Origin of the sequence: Methylobacterium sp. WL1 (assembly GCF_008000895.1) — a bacterium.
Taxonomy (GTDB): Bacteria; Pseudomonadota; Alphaproteobacteria; order Rhizobiales; family Beijerinckiaceae; genus Methylobacterium.
The window spans coordinates 2,852,902-2,868,213 of the sequence record NZ_CP042823.1; the positions used below are offsets into that span (position 1 = coordinate 2,852,902).

General features: G+C 67.9%; 13 protein-coding genes, 2 pseudogenes and 2 riboswitches. Of the genes and pseudogenes, 8 read left to right on the forward strand and 7 right to left on the reverse strand.

Translation table 11 applies throughout. The annotated features are described in order from the left end of the window. Positions 1–190 precede the first annotated feature (190 nt). Complete coding sequence (locus FVA80_RS13925) at positions 191–1,423, reverse strand: adenylate/guanylate cyclase domain-containing protein (RefSeq protein WP_246692396.1); 1,233 nt, start codon at positions 1,421–1,423, stop codon at positions 191–193. Between the two features lie 8 nt (positions 1,424–1,431). Beyond that, positions 1,432–2,529, reverse strand: a complete 1,098-nt coding sequence (locus tag FVA80_RS13930; protein WP_187193683.1) for a putative sulfate exporter family transporter — start codon at positions 2,527–2,529, stop codon at positions 1,432–1,434. 206 nt (positions 2,530–2,735) lie between these two features. Here FVA80_RS13930 and FVA80_RS13935 point away from each other — a divergent pair. Continuing rightward, positions 2,736–3,310, forward strand: a pseudogene (locus FVA80_RS13935) (STAS domain-containing protein); the annotation flags it as partial. Positions 3,311–3,727: 417 nt separating this feature from the next. Here FVA80_RS13935 and FVA80_RS13940 read toward each other — a convergent pair. Together FVA80_RS13940 and FVA80_RS13945 are read right to left on the reverse strand one after the other, a co-directional pair. Then, complete coding sequence (locus FVA80_RS13940; protein WP_147908765.1) at positions 3,728–4,495, reverse strand: hypothetical protein; 768 nt, start codon at positions 4,493–4,495, stop codon at positions 3,728–3,730. Positions 4,496–4,544: 49 nt separating this feature from the next. Continuing rightward, entirely contained in the window at positions 4,545–5,393 is an 849-nt protein-coding gene (locus tag FVA80_RS13945; RefSeq protein WP_187193684.1) for a MurR/RpiR family transcriptional regulator, read from the reverse strand. Positions 5,394–5,541: 148 nt separating this feature from the next. On the opposite strand from FVA80_RS13945, the gene FVA80_RS13950 reads away from it, so the two are divergent. From FVA80_RS13950 to FVA80_RS13960, 3 genes are read left to right on the forward strand one after another with little or no spacing between them, the layout of a single operon-like run. Next, positions 5,542–6,306: a TMEM165/GDT1 family protein gene (locus FVA80_RS13950; RefSeq protein WP_147908763.1), complete on the forward strand. Its 765-nt coding sequence runs from the start codon at positions 5,542–5,544 to the stop codon at positions 6,304–6,306. Positions 6,307–6,314: 8 nt separating this feature from the next. Continuing rightward, on the forward strand, positions 6,315–6,527 hold the full coding sequence (locus FVA80_RS13955; RefSeq protein WP_147762555.1) for a hypothetical protein: 213 nt from the start codon (positions 6,315–6,317) through the stop codon (positions 6,525–6,527). Continuing rightward, complete coding sequence (locus FVA80_RS13960; RefSeq protein ID WP_147908762.1) at positions 6,524–7,327, forward strand: phosphatase PAP2 family protein; 804 nt, start codon at positions 6,524–6,526, stop codon at positions 7,325–7,327. The genes FVA80_RS13955 and FVA80_RS13960 overlap by 4 nt, the downstream gene beginning before the upstream one ends. Here the strand turns inward: FVA80_RS13960 and FVA80_RS13965 are convergent. The 3 genes from FVA80_RS13965 to FVA80_RS30555 all read right to left on the reverse strand — a co-directional run bounded on the left by FVA80_RS13965 (position 7,317) and on the right by FVA80_RS30555 (position 11,270). Continuing rightward, positions 7,317–7,952, reverse strand: coding sequence for a 2,3-bisphosphoglycerate-dependent phosphoglycerate mutase (locus FVA80_RS13965; protein WP_187193722.1), 636 nt, complete (start codon positions 7,950–7,952; stop codon positions 7,317–7,319). The genes FVA80_RS13960 and FVA80_RS13965 overlap by 11 nt on opposite strands. A 94-nt stretch (positions 7,953–8,046) precedes the next feature. Further along, positions 8,047–9,801: a lanthanide-dependent methanol dehydrogenase XoxF5 gene (gene xoxF5, locus FVA80_RS13970; protein WP_246692419.1), complete on the reverse strand. Its 1,755-nt coding sequence runs from the start codon at positions 9,799–9,801 to the stop codon at positions 8,047–8,049. A 741-nt stretch (positions 9,802–10,542) separates the two neighbouring features. Then, positions 10,543–10,614, reverse strand: a riboswitch (Fluoride riboswitch). 50 nt (positions 10,615–10,664) lie between these two features. Next, complete coding sequence (locus FVA80_RS30555; RefSeq protein ID WP_187193685.1) at positions 10,665–11,270, reverse strand: TMEM165/GDT1 family protein; 606 nt, start codon at positions 11,268–11,270, stop codon at positions 10,665–10,667. Positions 11,271–11,462: 192 nt separating this feature from the next. Next, a riboswitch (Fluoride riboswitch) is annotated at positions 11,463–11,535 on the forward strand. A gap of 23 nt (positions 11,536–11,558) precedes the next feature. Between FVA80_RS30555 and FVA80_RS13980 the strand changes: the two genes are divergently transcribed. The 4 genes and pseudogenes from FVA80_RS13980 to FVA80_RS13995 form a co-directional block, all read left to right on the forward strand. Then, positions 11,559–12,962, forward strand: a complete 1,404-nt coding sequence (locus FVA80_RS13980; RefSeq protein ID WP_147908759.1) for a voltage-gated chloride channel family protein — start codon at positions 11,559–11,561, stop codon at positions 12,960–12,962. Then, complete coding sequence (locus tag FVA80_RS13985; RefSeq protein ID WP_147762561.1) at positions 12,959–13,360, forward strand: DUF190 domain-containing protein; 402 nt, start codon at positions 12,959–12,961, stop codon at positions 13,358–13,360. The genes FVA80_RS13980 and FVA80_RS13985 overlap by 4 nt, the downstream gene beginning before the upstream one ends. A gap of 142 nt (positions 13,361–13,502) precedes the next feature. Then, a complete protein-coding gene (locus tag FVA80_RS13990; protein WP_243924977.1) occupies positions 13,503–13,703 on the forward strand; it encodes a Na+/H+ antiporter NhaA in 201 nt (66 codons plus the stop codon). 71 nt (positions 13,704–13,774) lie between these two features. Continuing rightward, a pseudogene (locus FVA80_RS13995) lies at positions 13,775–15,277 on the forward strand (KUP/HAK/KT family potassium transporter); the annotation flags it as partial. Positions 15,278–15,312: the final 35 nt, after the last annotated feature.

Genomic DNA, 15,312 nt, shown 5'->3' on the forward strand with positions numbered 1-15,312 from the left:
CCCCTTTAAAGAATGTCGGCGTCGATGCGTTCGAGGGCACTGGGCCCGTGGCGATTTCTTGCGACCAAGGAGATGCTACGGGATGCGATTTATTCCCACCAACGGTCTCTCGCGATGCGAACGATCTCCCGATGCGATGGTTCAGAAATTTTCGATCTCCGCCTCTGTGGTGACGGAGGCCGTTTAAGCGTCACGCCGCCGGCGCTTCGACGGGCGCGGTCCTGCGATGCCCGAACAAGGCGTGCCGTTCGGCGAAACCGCGCAGGGCGACAATGCCGAGCGGTTCGAGGGCATGCGCCAATCCGTCGATGAAGGTGTCGGTGGCGATCAGCGGCGTGTCGTAGGTCTTGCACAGGCGCTCGACGCGGGCGAGCACGTTGAGATCGCGGCCGATCGCCGTGAAATCGACCCGGTCGCCGCCGCCGATATTGCCGTAGGCGATCTCCCCGACATGAAGTGCGACGCCGACCTCGAAGGCAGCCCTGTCACCGTCGCGCAGGGTCGCAAGCGCAGCGAGTGCGGCCTCGGCGGCACGCAAGGCGGCACGGCGCGCCGCGGCCTCGTCGCGATCGGCATCGAACACGGCCAGTAGCCCGTCGCCGATGTACTTCAGTACCTCGCCGCCTTCCGCCTCGACGGCCGGCACGATGCCATCGAACATCCGGTTGAGGGCGGCCACGACACGGTCGGGGCTCTGCCGGTCGGACAGTTCGCCGAACCCGCGCAGGTCGGTCAGCATCATCGCGGCCCGCATCAAGCGTACGTCGCCGCGCCGCACCGTGCCGGCCAGGATTTGCCGCGCCGGGTCGCGCCCGACATAGGCGCTCAGCACCGCGCCGAGCATGTCGTCGAGCGCCTTGATCTCGAACAGCAGCGAGAACGGCTCGACCAGCGCCAGCAACGTGTCGATCTCGATCGGCGTGAAGCCGCCCGGTCTCGCCGTGGCCCAGGAGGCGGCGCCCATGCGTCCACGCGCGGCGCGCAGCGGCACGATGAGGTAGTCGGTTAGACCCTCGGTGCGAAGCTCGCCGAGCACGGGAAACGGCAGCGGCCCATCCCCGTCGAGACGGCATCGGAACGGGGTACGGGTCTCGACCACGTGCTCGACGGTGTTGCCGTGGAAGGTCGGCGTGCCCTCGATGCCGTGGCGGCGACGCAGGGCTAGGCTCGACGCTCCTGGATGCCAGACGCGCATCACCCAACGGAACGACGGATGCAGGGTCGGCGCGTGGGTGGTGGCGCGGGCCAGTGGCAGGCCGAGCCCCGAGAGGCACGCGCTGAACCCGTCGAGAAGGGCTGCCGCGTCCGCCGCTTCGCGACCCGGCCCCATCAACCATCCCGTCGCCTGCGCAACCGCCTCGGACGAAGATTGGGACGAACGTGTCACGGCAGTTCTTTCATCAAGAATTCGGATCGATGCCATAGCGCGGATCAGACGAGGCCGAGCACGTGGATCAGGCCGAGGCTGACGGCGCCCAGCGCAAGGAGCGAGGCGACCACCGCGAGGGTCACCCGCGCGCCGGCCTTGGCGACGCTGCGCACGTCGACCCCGAGGCCGAGCGCCGCCATCGAGACCACGGTCAGCACGTTGGCGGTCTCCGACATCGGCGCGAGCGCAACCTGCGGGACCAGCCCGGCCGAGCGAAGGCCCGCGAGCGCAAGGAAGGCGAGGATGAACCACGGCACCAGGCGGTGGATCGCGAGGCCGCCGCGGGCCGGGCGGTCGCCGGCGGTGACGCCGGGGGCGGCCTCGTCGGTCTCCTCGCGCAGCCGGCTTGCGCCGAGCGAGAGCACCAGGACGACCGGGCCTAGCATCAGCACCCGGACGAGCTTCACCAGGGTTCCGACCTGGACGCTGAGCGCCGCGACCGGCGCAGTGGCGGCGAGGACCTGTGGGACGGCGTAGACGGTGAGGCCGGCAAGCACGCCGTACTGCATCGGCGACAGACCGAGCAGCGGCACCAGCAGCGGCAAGCCGAGCACCACCAGCACGCCCAGCACCGCGGTGAAGGCGATGGAGGCGGCGACGTCCTCGCCGTCGGCGCCGATCACCGGTGCCGTGGCCGCGATCGCCGAGTTGCCGCAAATCGAGTTTCCGCATGCGACGAGGATCGCCATGCGCGGATGCAGCCCGAGCGCTCGGCCGATGCCGTAACTCGACAGGATCGCCACGACGACGACGCCCGCGATGCCGAAGAGCAGGCCCGGTCCGGCGGCGAGGATCGTCGCGAGGCTGAGCGACGCGCCGAGTAGTACGACCGCGATCTCCAGCACGGTCTTGGCCCCAAAGGCGATGCCGGGAAAGAAACGTTGCGACGGGGTCCAAATGGTGCGGATCGCGCTGCCGAGCAGGATCGCCAGCACCAGGGCTTCGAGCCAGGCACGACCGAACAGATGCGCCTCGGCGGCTTCGAAGCCGATCGCTGCGGCGGTGACCGCTACGCAGAGGCCCAGTCCCGGAAGGATGGCTCTGATGCCGGCCAAGGCACGCATCGAACGAGAGTGGGAGAAAAGTCTGGGCGCGGACATGGATGGCTCCGAGGTGATGCCGGAGGATCCCAGGTCCCGTTCATTCACTCCAACGGAATGATTAGATGCTTTTCATCGCCGAAATAGATGAGACGAAAACCCCTTCAGAGTTTGCGGAGACTCATTGTGGGGGGCCGACAGGCGGATTCACCCGTCGATCCAGCGGGCCGTGATCGTCGTGTCCGCAGCAAGCCCATAGATCCTGACTGCTGTTCCTGATCGTCGTGCTTGGTCCCTACGTGGCCCGGATCCCGATGGCCGCCCTCGTTGCGGTGATAATCATGCCATCAACACCTTCCAGTGGAAGTCGCTCGGGACCCTGGTGACCCACCCGAAGGCGTCGAGCTTCGTGATGCTCGGCACCGTGGCGGTGGTGGTCGCCACCCACGACCTCGCCAAGGGCGTCCTTTTCGGCGTGGTCCTCAGCGGTCTGTTCTTCGCCCACAAGGTCACGAGGTTCTTCGCCGTCCGGTCGTCCCACGGTGAGGGCGACGTGCGGACCTACCAGGTCAACGGGCAGATCTTCTTCGCGACGGCCGAAGCCTTCCACGCCGCCTTCGATTTTCGCGAGGAGGCCCTGCGGGCGGTCGTGACTGACCTGCAGGCGGCGCACTTCTGGGACATCTCGGCCATCAACGCCCTCGACCGGGTCGTGCTGAAGTTCCGTCATCACGGCATCGCGGTCGATGTCGTCGGCATGAACGAGGCGACGGCCACGATGGTCGAGCGCGTCGGCACCCACGACAAGCCGGGGGCGACCTTCGCCGTGGGCGGCCACTGACCGTGGCGTCATCCTTCGCAAGGGCGGACGGATGCGGGCTGCCGTCTTCATCCGCCGGTGCGACAGGCCCCTCGGGTGCGCAATCCGAAAGTCGGGTCGGCAGGTTTGCGGCGTTCGTCGGGAGGTCGCGACCTCGATGACCCTCGACCTCTCTAGGCCAAAGGCCCTTCGGCACCATCGCCGACGCCCGCAACGCTTTGCCCTGGCCGGGGACCGCGCCCGCGCCCCGCATCGCGGCCCGTTGGACGAGTGTCAGGTGGGACGGGACGATCCGCGCGACCGTATCCCCGACGCTTTCGCGATCAGGGGGAAGGCTCACATGGGAGCGACGCCGGTCCTCGATCTGCCTCAAGGGTGGGGGCACAGAAATCGACGACCCGCGAAATTCCCGCCTCGGCCTTCCTCGGAACGTCGAGGCTAAGCCGACGCCGGATGGTGGCCGGCCCTCTGGGGAACGACCAGAACGCATACGACCATCAACGCAGCGAGCACCACCGAGATGGTCAGGTCGCTGATCCCCAGGCCACCCTGGGCAGAGGGCTTGTCGAGCGAGTTCGCGACCGTCGCACCGAGCGGACGCGTCAGGATGAAGGCGGCCCAGAACAGCGCCGTGCGGGAGGTCTTCGTGAAGAAGTAGAGACCGGCCGTGACGGCCAGGGCGCCGGCGATCAGCAGGGCGCTTCCGTTGTAGCCGAGTGGGGTGTCGTCGGCCATCCAGTCGCCCAACGCGGTGCCGAGCGTCTGCGAGAACATGATGGTCAGCCAGTAGAAACATTCCACCTTCGGGGTCGAGACGGTCTCGACCGCGACCGTCCCCTCCGACCTGTACCAGAGGCCGAGCGAGCCCAGCACGAGCGCGAGGAGGGATAGCGACCCGCCAAGGTAGCCGATGCCCAGCGACCGGTCGAAGAGATCGGCCATCGTCGTTCCCGCCAAGGTCGTCGCAGTGATGACGGCCCAGTACAGGGACGGGTGAAACCGCTTGGCCTTGATCTGGGCCGCCACGGCGACAGCCAGGAGGGTCGCGAAGATTAGGGTGCCGACGAGGTAGCCCAGACCCAACGTCAGGGTGACGGCGTTGCCGCCGACCTCGCCCAGGGTCGTGGCAACGATCTTGATCCCCCAGAAGGCCAGAGTGATCTCCGGGACCTTGCTCGCTTCGATACCGGTTCGGTCGTCGGCCATGGATGGGTCCTCCGTCAGGTCGATGGGTCGGCGGCGTCACGGCTGCCGCTCAGGACCCGATCAGCTTCCTCAGCCGGTCGAGGTTGGCGAGTTGCCGAAGGGCGGTGTCGCGCTCGGCCGCGGCCAGGCCGAGGATGACGGCCTCCAGGGCGACGAGCGTGGTGGCGTGAAGGGCGACCTGGTTCGCGCGGCCGCGACGGGCCAACAGCACGACCGTAGCCTTGCGGGCGATGGTGCTGGTCTCCGTGTCGGTCACGAGGACCACGGGCAGGCCCAGACGGTGCGCCTCGCCCATCACGGCCTGCACCTCGCGGTAGGGCTTGCCGTAGGCCAGGAGTACGACCGCGTCGTCGGCATGCAGGCCCAGCAACTGGTCGGCCAGCGACCATCCCGTCGCATCGAGAAGCAGGCTCTGCCGTCCCGAGCGCGTAAGTTGGAAGGCCACGTACCGGGCAAGATGCGCGGAGGGGCCGATCCCGAAGACGCCGATCCGGGTCGCTGGATGCAGGGCGGTGACCGCCGCGAGGATACCCGCGCGTCCGTCCTCCGTCCGGAGCGCTTCCATCCCCTCCCGGTGCGCTTCCAGCACGGCATCGATGGCATCGCCGGTGGTGGCGCCGACTTCCGCCAGCGTTCGACGCATGTCGGTCGCCGGCGTCCGTCGGCCGTCGAGTCCGGCGGCGAGCGCCTGCTTGAGATCGGGCAGGCCATCGAACCCCAGCGCCTGGACGGCGCGGATCACGGTCGCGTCCGATGTCGCGAGATGCGTGGCGATCTGCTGGGCCGAGCTTGCGAGAACCGTCGCCCGATTCTGATCCAGGTAACCCGCGACCCGGGCAACGGCGGGGGACAGGGATGGCATCAGCCGCCGGACCGTGTCGCCGAACTCGTCCGCCATCGGCTTCGCCTCCGCCAGTTGGTGGTGCCCCGTTTGGAACCATGATGTAGCATTTTCTACAATAACGTTGACATCGGTAGCAAGAGCGACAATTCCTCCCGACGGAAACCGCGTCCGGCCAAGCGGTCGAGCGGTAGGGAGGATCGGAATGGCCATCGACTGGGTGCATGCATGGCCCACGGCACTTGCGGCGTTCCTCGCCTCCATCGTCGAGTTCGTCGAGGCCCTCACCATCGTGCTCGCCGTCGGCGCGACCCGGGGTTGGCAGAACGCCCTCGCGGGCGCCGCGGGCGCCCTAGCCGTCCTCCTTGCCATCGTGCTGCTCATCGGCCCGCTGCTGACCCGCATCCCCCTGCGGGACGTACAACTCGTCGTCGGCGGCCTGCTGCTGCTGTTCGGCATGCGTTGGCTGAGGAAGGCCATCCTCCGCTCCGCCGGTGTCATCGCCCTGCACGACGAGGACGAGGCTTACGGCAAGCAGGCGGCCGCGCTGGGCACCGGAGGCGGCGGCCGCCTTAGATGGGATGCGGTGGCCGTGACCACCGCCTTCAAGATCACCATGCTCGAAGGCCTGGAAGTCGTCTTCATCGTCGTCGCCGTCGGTGCGGGCGGGGCGGGACTCCTGGTCCCCGCCAGCCTCGGGGCGCTCGGCGCCCTGATCGTCGTGGTGGCGCTCGGCGTCGCGCTTCACCGCCCCCTGTCGATGGTGCCGGAGAACACGCTCAAGTTCACAGTCGGCGTCCTCCTGTCGGCCTTCGGCGCGTTCTGGGTCGGCGAGGGCATCGGCCTCGACTGGCCCGGCGGCGACTGGGCGGTCGCGGCGCTGACCGCGGGCTTCCTCGGCCTCTCGGTTCTGGCCGTGCCGACGTGCCGTCGACGTGCCGGCGCCCTTCGTCCCCTCCCCAACCTCTAGGCATCCGCATGCACTGGCTCGGAACCGTCCTTCGCGAACTCCTGGGATTGGTCGTGGACGATGTCGGCTTCGCCGCCTCCATCGTCGCCTGGGTCGGGGCGGCTTGGCTGGTGCGCGCCTACGGACAGGCCGGCACGACATCGGCCGCGATCTTCCTGTTCGGAGGGCTTGGCCTGATCCTGGTGGAAAGCGTCCTCAGGCGTTCCGGGGCGCCGCGATGACCCGGCCCTCGCTGCCGGTCGCGACCGATGGGATCAAGGCCGCCGGGATCACCCCATCGCTCCTAGCACGCATGGGGCAGCGCGACTTTGGGCTGGCGGCGGGCGCCTTCCTCGTCGTGGCACTGCTCCTCGGCTTCGGGCTTCTCGCCGACGAGGTGATCGAGGGCGGAACGGCACGGTTCGACCTGGCGGTGCTCACCGCGCTTCGAACGGGCAAGGATCTCGCCATCCCCATAGGACCGGCCTGGGTGCAGGAGACGGGACGGGACGTCACCGCGCTGGGAAGCTTCGTCTTCCTCGGCTTCCTTTCGGCCGCGACCGTTGGTTACCTCATGCTGGTCCGCAAGCGCGACCTCGCGATGGTGATGGTGGCCGCGGTCCTCGGCGGCACAATCGCAAGTACCTTGCTCAAGTACGGCATCGACCGCCCCAGGCCGGACTTCCCGAACGCGGTGCGGGTCTTCACGCCGGGCTTCCCGAGCGGTCACGCAACGCTTGCCACCGTCACCTTCCTGACACTCGGCGTCCTCCTGACCCGAGGGAGCGCCGACCGCCGGGTAAAGTCGTACTTCATGGGCCTGAGCGTGTTCCTGACGGTGGCGGTTGGGCTGAGCCGGATCTACCTCGGCGTGCACTACCCGAGCGATGTCCTCGCCGGATGGTGCGTGGGCGCGGCCTGGGCGGTGTCCTGCTGGATCCTCGCCCTCTGGCTTCAATCCCGCGGCAAGATCGAGCGGGAAGGAGCCGAGGCCGCACCGGCTCGATCCGGAACGGGCACGGAGCCGGAGCTCAGTCGATGATGCGGCGGGATGCGATGGTGGTATCCGGACCGAACTCGTAGACCCGGATCGATCCGGTCGCGATCTCGACGGATTCGATTTCCCTTGGGCAAAGTCCTTCGAGCACCATCACCAAGGCCCGCAACGAGTTGCCGTGGGCGACGACCAGCGTCGGACCGCGCATCGCCGCCGGCTGGATATGCCTCAGGTGGAAGGGCACGACCCGGGCGACGGTGTCCCGGAGGCTCTCGCCGTTCGGCGGCTGACCCTTGTAGGAGCGCCGCCAGCCCTCGATCCGCTCCGCCCCGAAACGTTCGTAGGCGCCCTGCTTGCCAAGGCCGCTGAGGTCGCCGTAGTCGCGCTCGTCCAGGGCGGTATCCCGGAGGGGCACCAGATCGGCCTGCCCCAGGGCATCGAGCGCCAGCCGGGAGGTCGCGATGGCCCGCGCGAGGGTCGACGTGAAGGCTGAGGCGAAGCGAAATCCTTCGTCCTTGAGCCGCAGCCCGGCCGAGCAGGCTTCCTGTCGGCCCCGCTCGGTGAGGGGTGAGTCGAGCAGTCCCGTGAAAAGGCCGTCGGCGTTGGCCTGGCTCTGGCCATGGCGGACGAGGACGAGACATCGCCCCGGCGGGGGTACTGAAGAGGCGATCACGCGGGCTCCGGGCGAAGGGTGGTGCGGACAGGGAAATGCCGGCGCGGAGGACCCGCACCGGCACCCTAGGCTCCTTGGTGTTCGCGACCGATCAGTTCGGCAGGGCGAAGACGGTGAGCTGGCCACCGAGGTTGGTGTAGCTCGACAGGGCGGCGTAGCCGCCCACCGCGCCGAGGCCGGCGTTCGGATCGGTCAGGCCGGCCGCGAGGCCGATGCCGGCCCAGCCACCGACACCCGACAGGATGCCGACGTACTGCTTGCCCTTGTGCTGGTAGGTCATCACGTTGCCGATGATGCCCGACGGGGTCTTGAACTTGTACAGTTCCTTACCCGTCTTGGAGTCGACGGCCTTCAGGTAGCCTTCGAGCGTGCCGTAGAAGACAACGTCGCCGGCGGTGGCGAGGGCGCCCGACCAGACCGAGAACTGCTCGGGATCGGACCACGCGATCTTACCCTTCACGCCGTCCCAGGCGATGAAGTTGCCCATGCCGCCATGGCTGTTCGGCGCGGGGTACATCGACAGGGTCGCACCGACGTAGGGCTGGCCCGGGGTGTAGGTCACCCGGAACGGCTCGTAGTCCATGCAGACGTGGTTGGTGGGCACGTAGAACAGGTTGGTCTTCGGCGAGTAGGCGGCGGGCTGCTGGTCCTTCGAACCCAACGCGGCCGGGCAGATACCCTTGGAGTTGGTGTCCTCGCCGTTCTGCTCGGTGGAGAACTTGGCCTGGACGAGGGGGCGACCGTAGGTCTTGGAGCCCTTGTCCATGTCGACCTTGGAGGCCCAGTTGACGACCGGATCGAACTTCTCGGCGACGAGGAGTTCGCCGGTGGCGCGGTCCAGGGTGTAGCCGAAGCCGTTGCGGTCGAAGTGGGTCAGCAGCGGGCGCTCCTTGCCGTCGACCTTCTGGTCGGTGAGGATCATCTCGTTGATGCCGTCGTAGTCCCACTCGTCGTGGGGGGTCATCTGGTAGACCCACTTGGCCTGCCCGGTGTCGGGGTTACGCGCCCAGATGGTCATCGACCACTTGTTGTCGCCCGGACGCTGCTTGGGGTTCCAGGTCGAGGGGTTGCCCGAGCCGTAGTACATCAGGTCGAGCTTGGGGTCGTACGAGTACCAGCCCCAGGTGCAGCCGCCGCCGGTCTTCCACTGGTCGCCTTCCCAGGTCTTCAGCGAAGAATCCTTGCCCACCGGCTTGCCGAGGTAGGTGGTCTTCTCCGGGTCGACGAGCATCTCGTCGTCCGGGCCGACGGAGTAGGCGCGCCAGACCTTCTTGCCGGACTTGAGGTCGTAGGCGGTCACGTGACAGCGTACGCCGAACTCGCCGCCCGAGATGCCGACGATGACCTTGTCCTTCACCGGCAGCACCGTGGCGGTGTTGGTCTCGCCCTTCTTCGGATCGCCGTTCTGGACCGACCAGTTCACCTTGCCGGACTTGGCGTCGAGCGAGACGACCGTGGTGTCGGCCTGGTGCAGGATGATGGCGCCGTCGGCGTAGGCCAGGCCACGGTTGACCGTGTCGCAGCACATCACCGGGATCACCGACGGGTCCTGCTTGGGCTCGTACTTCCACACGATCTTGGCCTCGTGGTCGAGGTCGAGCGCGTAGACGATGTTCGGGAACGGGGTGTGGACGTACATCATGTTGCCGATGACGAGCGGGGCGCCCTCATGGCCGCGCAGCACGCCGGTCGAGAAGGTCCAGGCCACCTGGAGGTTCTTGACGTTGTCCTTGTTGATCTGGTCGAGCTTCGAATAGCGCTGGTTCGTGTAGTCGAGGCCCGGGAACGCCCACTGGTTGGGGTCCTGCATCAGCTTCATCAGGTTTTCGTTCGCGATGGCCGGCATGGCGGCCGGCAGGAGCGTCGCGGCGTAGGCGACGGACGCCGCAAGGGCGATCTTCCTCATAGGTGTTCCTCCATTTGAGCGTTCGAACCCGGACGTTGTGTCCGCCAGGGGTTTCGTCACCGCATCCCGGTCCGTCGGCGGCGACGTGTCGGCCCTGCGCGCTTCCGCGCCGGGCCCCGGACCGGGGCTGCATTCCCCTTGAGCCCCAAGATCATCGTCCGGGAGCCCAAGTGGAGCGCCGGTAGAAGTATCGAATTATAAGACCAGCGCAATAAGCATTTTCTAAGTGCGACAGAATTATCCAGTCATTATCATGCGGATACTGATTTGGCCAATACACCGTCGCCCGAAAAAGCCATGGCTTTATCAGGGGCGCAAATAGTGCTGTTTTTTAAATAAAGATGCTGCTCTTTATTATTCCGAGACATCGCTTTTTTGCGTTGACTCAGACTATCGAGTGGCTATCCTTATTCCTGCGACAGACTAGACCTAAGCACATGTATTCTTGTGACCGCTCGGAGGCGTGTGCCCTGGTCGCGGCGGAGCCTTATGGCTCCGCCTTTTTTTCGTGCGCGAACGGGAAAAGGCCCGGACCGCGCCTGGTGGGCGACGGCGGGCATCAGGACGGTCTTGGATCGGGCAGGGTCATCGGTCGGCTCATGAGGGACCGCCTTGCGGCGATCCGGTTGCGGTCATGAGCGTGACGGTGCGGGTCAACACATAGCTCTACCCGCGCCGAAGCGCTCGGTAGAAGCTATCGTCCGGCCCATAGGGGGCCGGCAGTTATCGGGGAGCTTCATCCCCATCCCACGTCCGGGAACGTGGATTAATCCGTCGTCCGGGTCAATCCCTTCGTCGACCGATCACGCGCGGGTCACGGCAAGGGACAGGAAATAGGCGCCGTAGGCCGTCACCATGAGGGCCGCGACCCCGTCGAGGAGGTAGGGCGGCACCTTCCGGAAGATCCCGGTGCCGCCGAGGGCGAAAGCCAAGGTCGCCACGAGCACGACCCCGATGCCGACCCCGAGGGTCGCCGTTCCCGCGCCCTCCCGAAGCGAGACGCCGAGCCAGACCACCAGGATCTCAAGCCCCTCGGCGACCAGGGCCCAGGCGGCGACGCCGAGGCCCGCGGCGTTGATCGGCCGCGACCAGTTCGCGTCCGTCGAGCCGGGGGCCGTGCCGGCATCGCGCTTCGAGAGCCCGTCGATGAACTCGTAGAGCAGGTACAGGCCGAACCCGAGCAGCAAGACCGCCGAGACCCAATCCAGGACGTTCAGGGCCAGGAGGTAGGCCGCCTTGCGCAGGACGACCGCGAGGATCGACGCCGCCAGCCCGCCGAGGATGGAGCCCGCCAGGACGCTGCGCCATCCGAACCGGTACGCCCCGGCCATCATCACCGTCGCGGCGATGAAGAGTTCGGTGAAGGTCACCTGGAAGGTGATGACGGCTCCGCGCCAGGAAAGGGTCATGGGATGCGCTCCGCCCCGGGCCGGCGTCGAACGCGCCGGCCTCGGCCGCGGAGGGCATAGACATGTCCCGGAACCTGGACCAGCCACCGTCTTTCGTGATGCTTGCGAACGACCCGGGCCCCATCCCCACTCGGGATGGGGCCCGGGCGCGCGGGAGTTGGATCTTGACGAACGGGCGAGGCGAAGGCATCTCCCGTCCACGGCAATGGAATCTGCCGGGCCTTTCGGCCAAACCGCCCCCTGGGCTAATGACTCCTACCTTTTGCGGCGCCGCAACAAGGGGGACTCATGCGCGCGACCTTCCAAAATCTCTTCGACAGCCTGAACCTCGCGGCGTTCGTCCGCACGCGGCACGCCCATGCCGTTTCGGTGGCGCGGTGGTCGGCCATCCTCCTGCCGATGGCCGCGGCGGTCGGCACCCTCTGCGCGGCCTTCCTGTGGAGCCTCGACGCGGCCACCCAGGCGCGCTTCGACCATCCCTGGTTCCTGTTCCTGCTTCCGCTCGGGGGCTGTGCCGTCGGCTTGCTCTACCACCTGTTCGGCAAGAGCGTGGAAGGCGGCAACAACCTCATCGTCGAGGAGATCCACGAGCCGGATGGCGGCGTGCCGCTCCGGATGGCGCCGCTTATCTTCCTCGGCACCATCGTCACGCACCTGTTCGGCGGGTCGGCCGGGCGCGAGGGTACCGCCGTCCAGATGGGAGGCAGCCTCGCCAGCGCCTTCGGCAAGCTCTTCGGGGTCGATGCGGCCGGGGTCCGGGTGCTCCTGATGGCGGGTATCGCCGCCGGCTTCGGCGCGGTCTTCGGCACGCCCATCGCCGGCGCGGTGTTCGCGCTGGAGGTGCTCGCGGTCGGTCGCGTCGAGTACGCCGCGCTGGTGCCCTGCCTCCTTGCCGCGGTGGTCGGCGACTGGACCTGCCAGGCCTGGGGCATCCACCACGGCTTCTACCACGTGGACTTCCTCGCCGGCGGCGCGAAGGCCCTGACCGTCGATCCGCTGCTCCTGGCCAAGGTCGCCCTCGCCGGCGTCGCGTTCGGCCTCGCCGGGCTGCTGTTCGCGGAGGCCAACCATCTCCTCGGCGGATGGCTCAAGCGCCTGGTCCCGTACGGGCCGCTTCGCCCGGTGATCGGCGGCCTGGTAGTGATCGGCCTCGTCTACGCCCTCGGGACGCGCGACTACCTCGGGCTCGGCGTCTCGGCGGCCACGCCCGACGGGCTCACGATCAACACCTTCTTCGGACCGGACATCCATCCCTGGAGCTGGGCCCTGAAGATCCTGTTCACGGTCGTGACCCTCAGCGCCGGGTTCAAGGGCGGCGAGGTCACGCCGCTGTTCTTCATCGGGGCCGCGCTCGGCAACGCCCTGGCCGGGCCGCTCGGCGCGCCGGTGGACCTGTTCGCGGCGCTGGGGTTCGTCGCGGTCTTCGCCGGCGCAGCCAACACGCCGCTCGCCTGCACGCTGATGGGCATCGAGCTCTTCGGCGCCACGCACGGGGTCTATCTCGCCGTCGCGTGCTTCCTGGCCTACCTCTGCTCGGGTCACAACGGCATCTACCTGTCGCAGCGCATCGCGGTCCCGAAGTCGGCGGCGGCCAACATCCCGGACGGCATGACCCTGCGCCAGGCCCGTACGGGCCGGGTGCCGACCGTCGCACCGTTGGCCGAGCGCCCCATCACCGAGGAGACGTCATGACCCCATCGCATCGCGTCGTCGCCGCCGACACCGGCATGATCCGTATCTACATGAAGCCGGGCGAGCGCGGCGGCGCCGGCAAGGGCCGGTGGTTCTCTGGCTCGAAGCCGCTCTATCGGGAGCTCGTCGCCCAGGCCAAGGCGGAGGGCCTCATGAACGCCGTCGCCCACCAGTCCCACCACGGCTACAGCAACCATGGGCCGATCCAGGACGACGGCGCCGAGTCGCTCAACCCCGAGCTGACCATGTGCGTCGAACTGATCGGCACCCGCGAGCAGCTCGAAGGCTTCTGCAGCCGGCACGGTGCCCAACTCGCGAACAAGGTCATCGTCTACAAGCACCTGGAGCACTGGAGCGTCAGCCAAGTCGGCGTCGGTGCGGCGGGCCGGGCTGCATGACATGAACCGTCCCGGGACGCTCCGGGCTTCGGATTGCCGGATAGGCCAACGAATGCGATAGCCGGCCATGGGTGCGCGGTCCGACCTTCGGACCGGCAGGCTTCAGCGTTGGTCGGGCCGCCAGCGCGGGAGATCTATGCCCATGCCGCGGCGCCTTCGCCCGACCTCGGCCCTGCGTAACGTCCTCCGGGGCGAGGCCTCAGGCGGCCTGATCCTGATGGCGAGCGCCGCCCTGGCGCTGGCCATCGCGAACTCCGGCTGGTCGGGCGTCTACTTCTCAGTCCTCAAGACATACGTCGCGACGGCCTGCCTGAACGGGGACATTCGTCTTCGTGTTACCTGAACGTTCCCGGCCCCAGGCCGTTGGAGGCTTGCCTTGCGAGCTTCCCGCGTTCGCTGACGTGGAGCCAGTGGATGCCCGCAATCGCCAGGACCGAGTTCGCGAAGTCCGAGACCCCGCTGCCCTCCGATGAGGGACATGGCCCGAGGGCGGGGTTCTGGGCGCTGACGCTCGGTTCGGTCGGCGTAGTCTACGGCGACATCGGCACCAGCCCGCTCTACGCCCTGAAGGAGTCCCTCCACGCCGCCGCCGGAGGGGGGCACGCGCCGACCCGCGAGATGGTCTTCGGCGTCGTCTCGCTGATCCTCTGGGCGCTCATCCTCATCGTCACGCTCAAGTACGTGCTGCTGGTGATGCGGGCCGACAACGACGGCGAAGGCGGCACGCCGTCCCTCGTGGCGCTCGCCCAGCGGGCGCTGGGCCATTCCGGCGGGTTCGTGATCGTGCTGGGCATGGTCGGCGTCTCACTGTTCTTCGGCGACGCCATCATTACTCCGGCCATGTCAGTGCTCTCTGCGGTCGAAGGGCTGAAGCTGGTGACCCCGGCCACCGACCCGTACGTCCTGCCCATCAGCCTCGCCATCCTGATCGGGCTGTTCGCCCTGCAGAGCCACGGGACGGCGCGGGTGGCGACCTTCTTCGGCCCCCTCACGGCGTTCTGGTTCATCGTCATGGCGCTGGGCGGCCTGGGCCACCTCGTCGACGACCCGAGCATTCTGGGTGCGCTTAACCCCGCCCACGGCGTATCGTTTATCCTGAGCCACGGCACGGCCGGCCTGCTGGCGCTCGGTGCCGTGTTCCTCGCTGTGACCGGCGCGGAGGCGCTTTACGCCGACATGGGACACTTCGGTCGCACGCCGATCCGCGCGGCCTGGTTCGGGCTGGTGCTGCCGGCGCTCGCCCTGAACTATCTCGGCCAGGGCGCCATGCTGCTCGCCCACCCCGAGCGGGCCGAGAACCCGTTCTTCCTGCTCTATCCGTCCTGGGCTCTGCTGCCGATGGTGCTACTCGCCACCGTGGCGACGGTCATCGCCAGCCAGGCGGTGATCACCGGCACCTTCTCGATCACCCAGCAGGCGATGCAACTCGGCCTGCTGCCGCGCATGCGGGTCCTGCGCACCTCCGAGACCGAGAAGGGGCAGATATACATCCCTCGGGTGAACTGGTGGTTGCTCGTCGCGGTCGTGTTCGTGGTGGTGCTGTTCAAGTCGTCGAGCGGCTTGGCGGCCGCCTACGGCATCGCGGTCACCGGCGACATGGTCATCACCGCCTGCCTGCTGTTCGTCGTCGCCTGGAAGGTCTGGCGCTGGTCGCCTGCGGTCGCGGCCGCGGTCATCGCGCCGTTCCTACTCATCGAGTTGGTGTTCCTCTCGGCCAACGCGCTCAAGATCCTGCACGGGGGCTGGGTGCCGTTGACCATCGGCGCCGCCCTGGTCACGGCGATGTGGACCTGGCGGCGCGGCTCGGCCCTGATCGCCGAGGAGATCCACCGTCGGCGCGTGCCGCTCTCCGAGTTCACGCGGATGGCGGAGACCGGCTCGATCCAACGGGTGCCGGGAACGGCCATGTTCCTGACGGGAACGCCCGGCGATACCCCAGGTGGCCTGCCCCC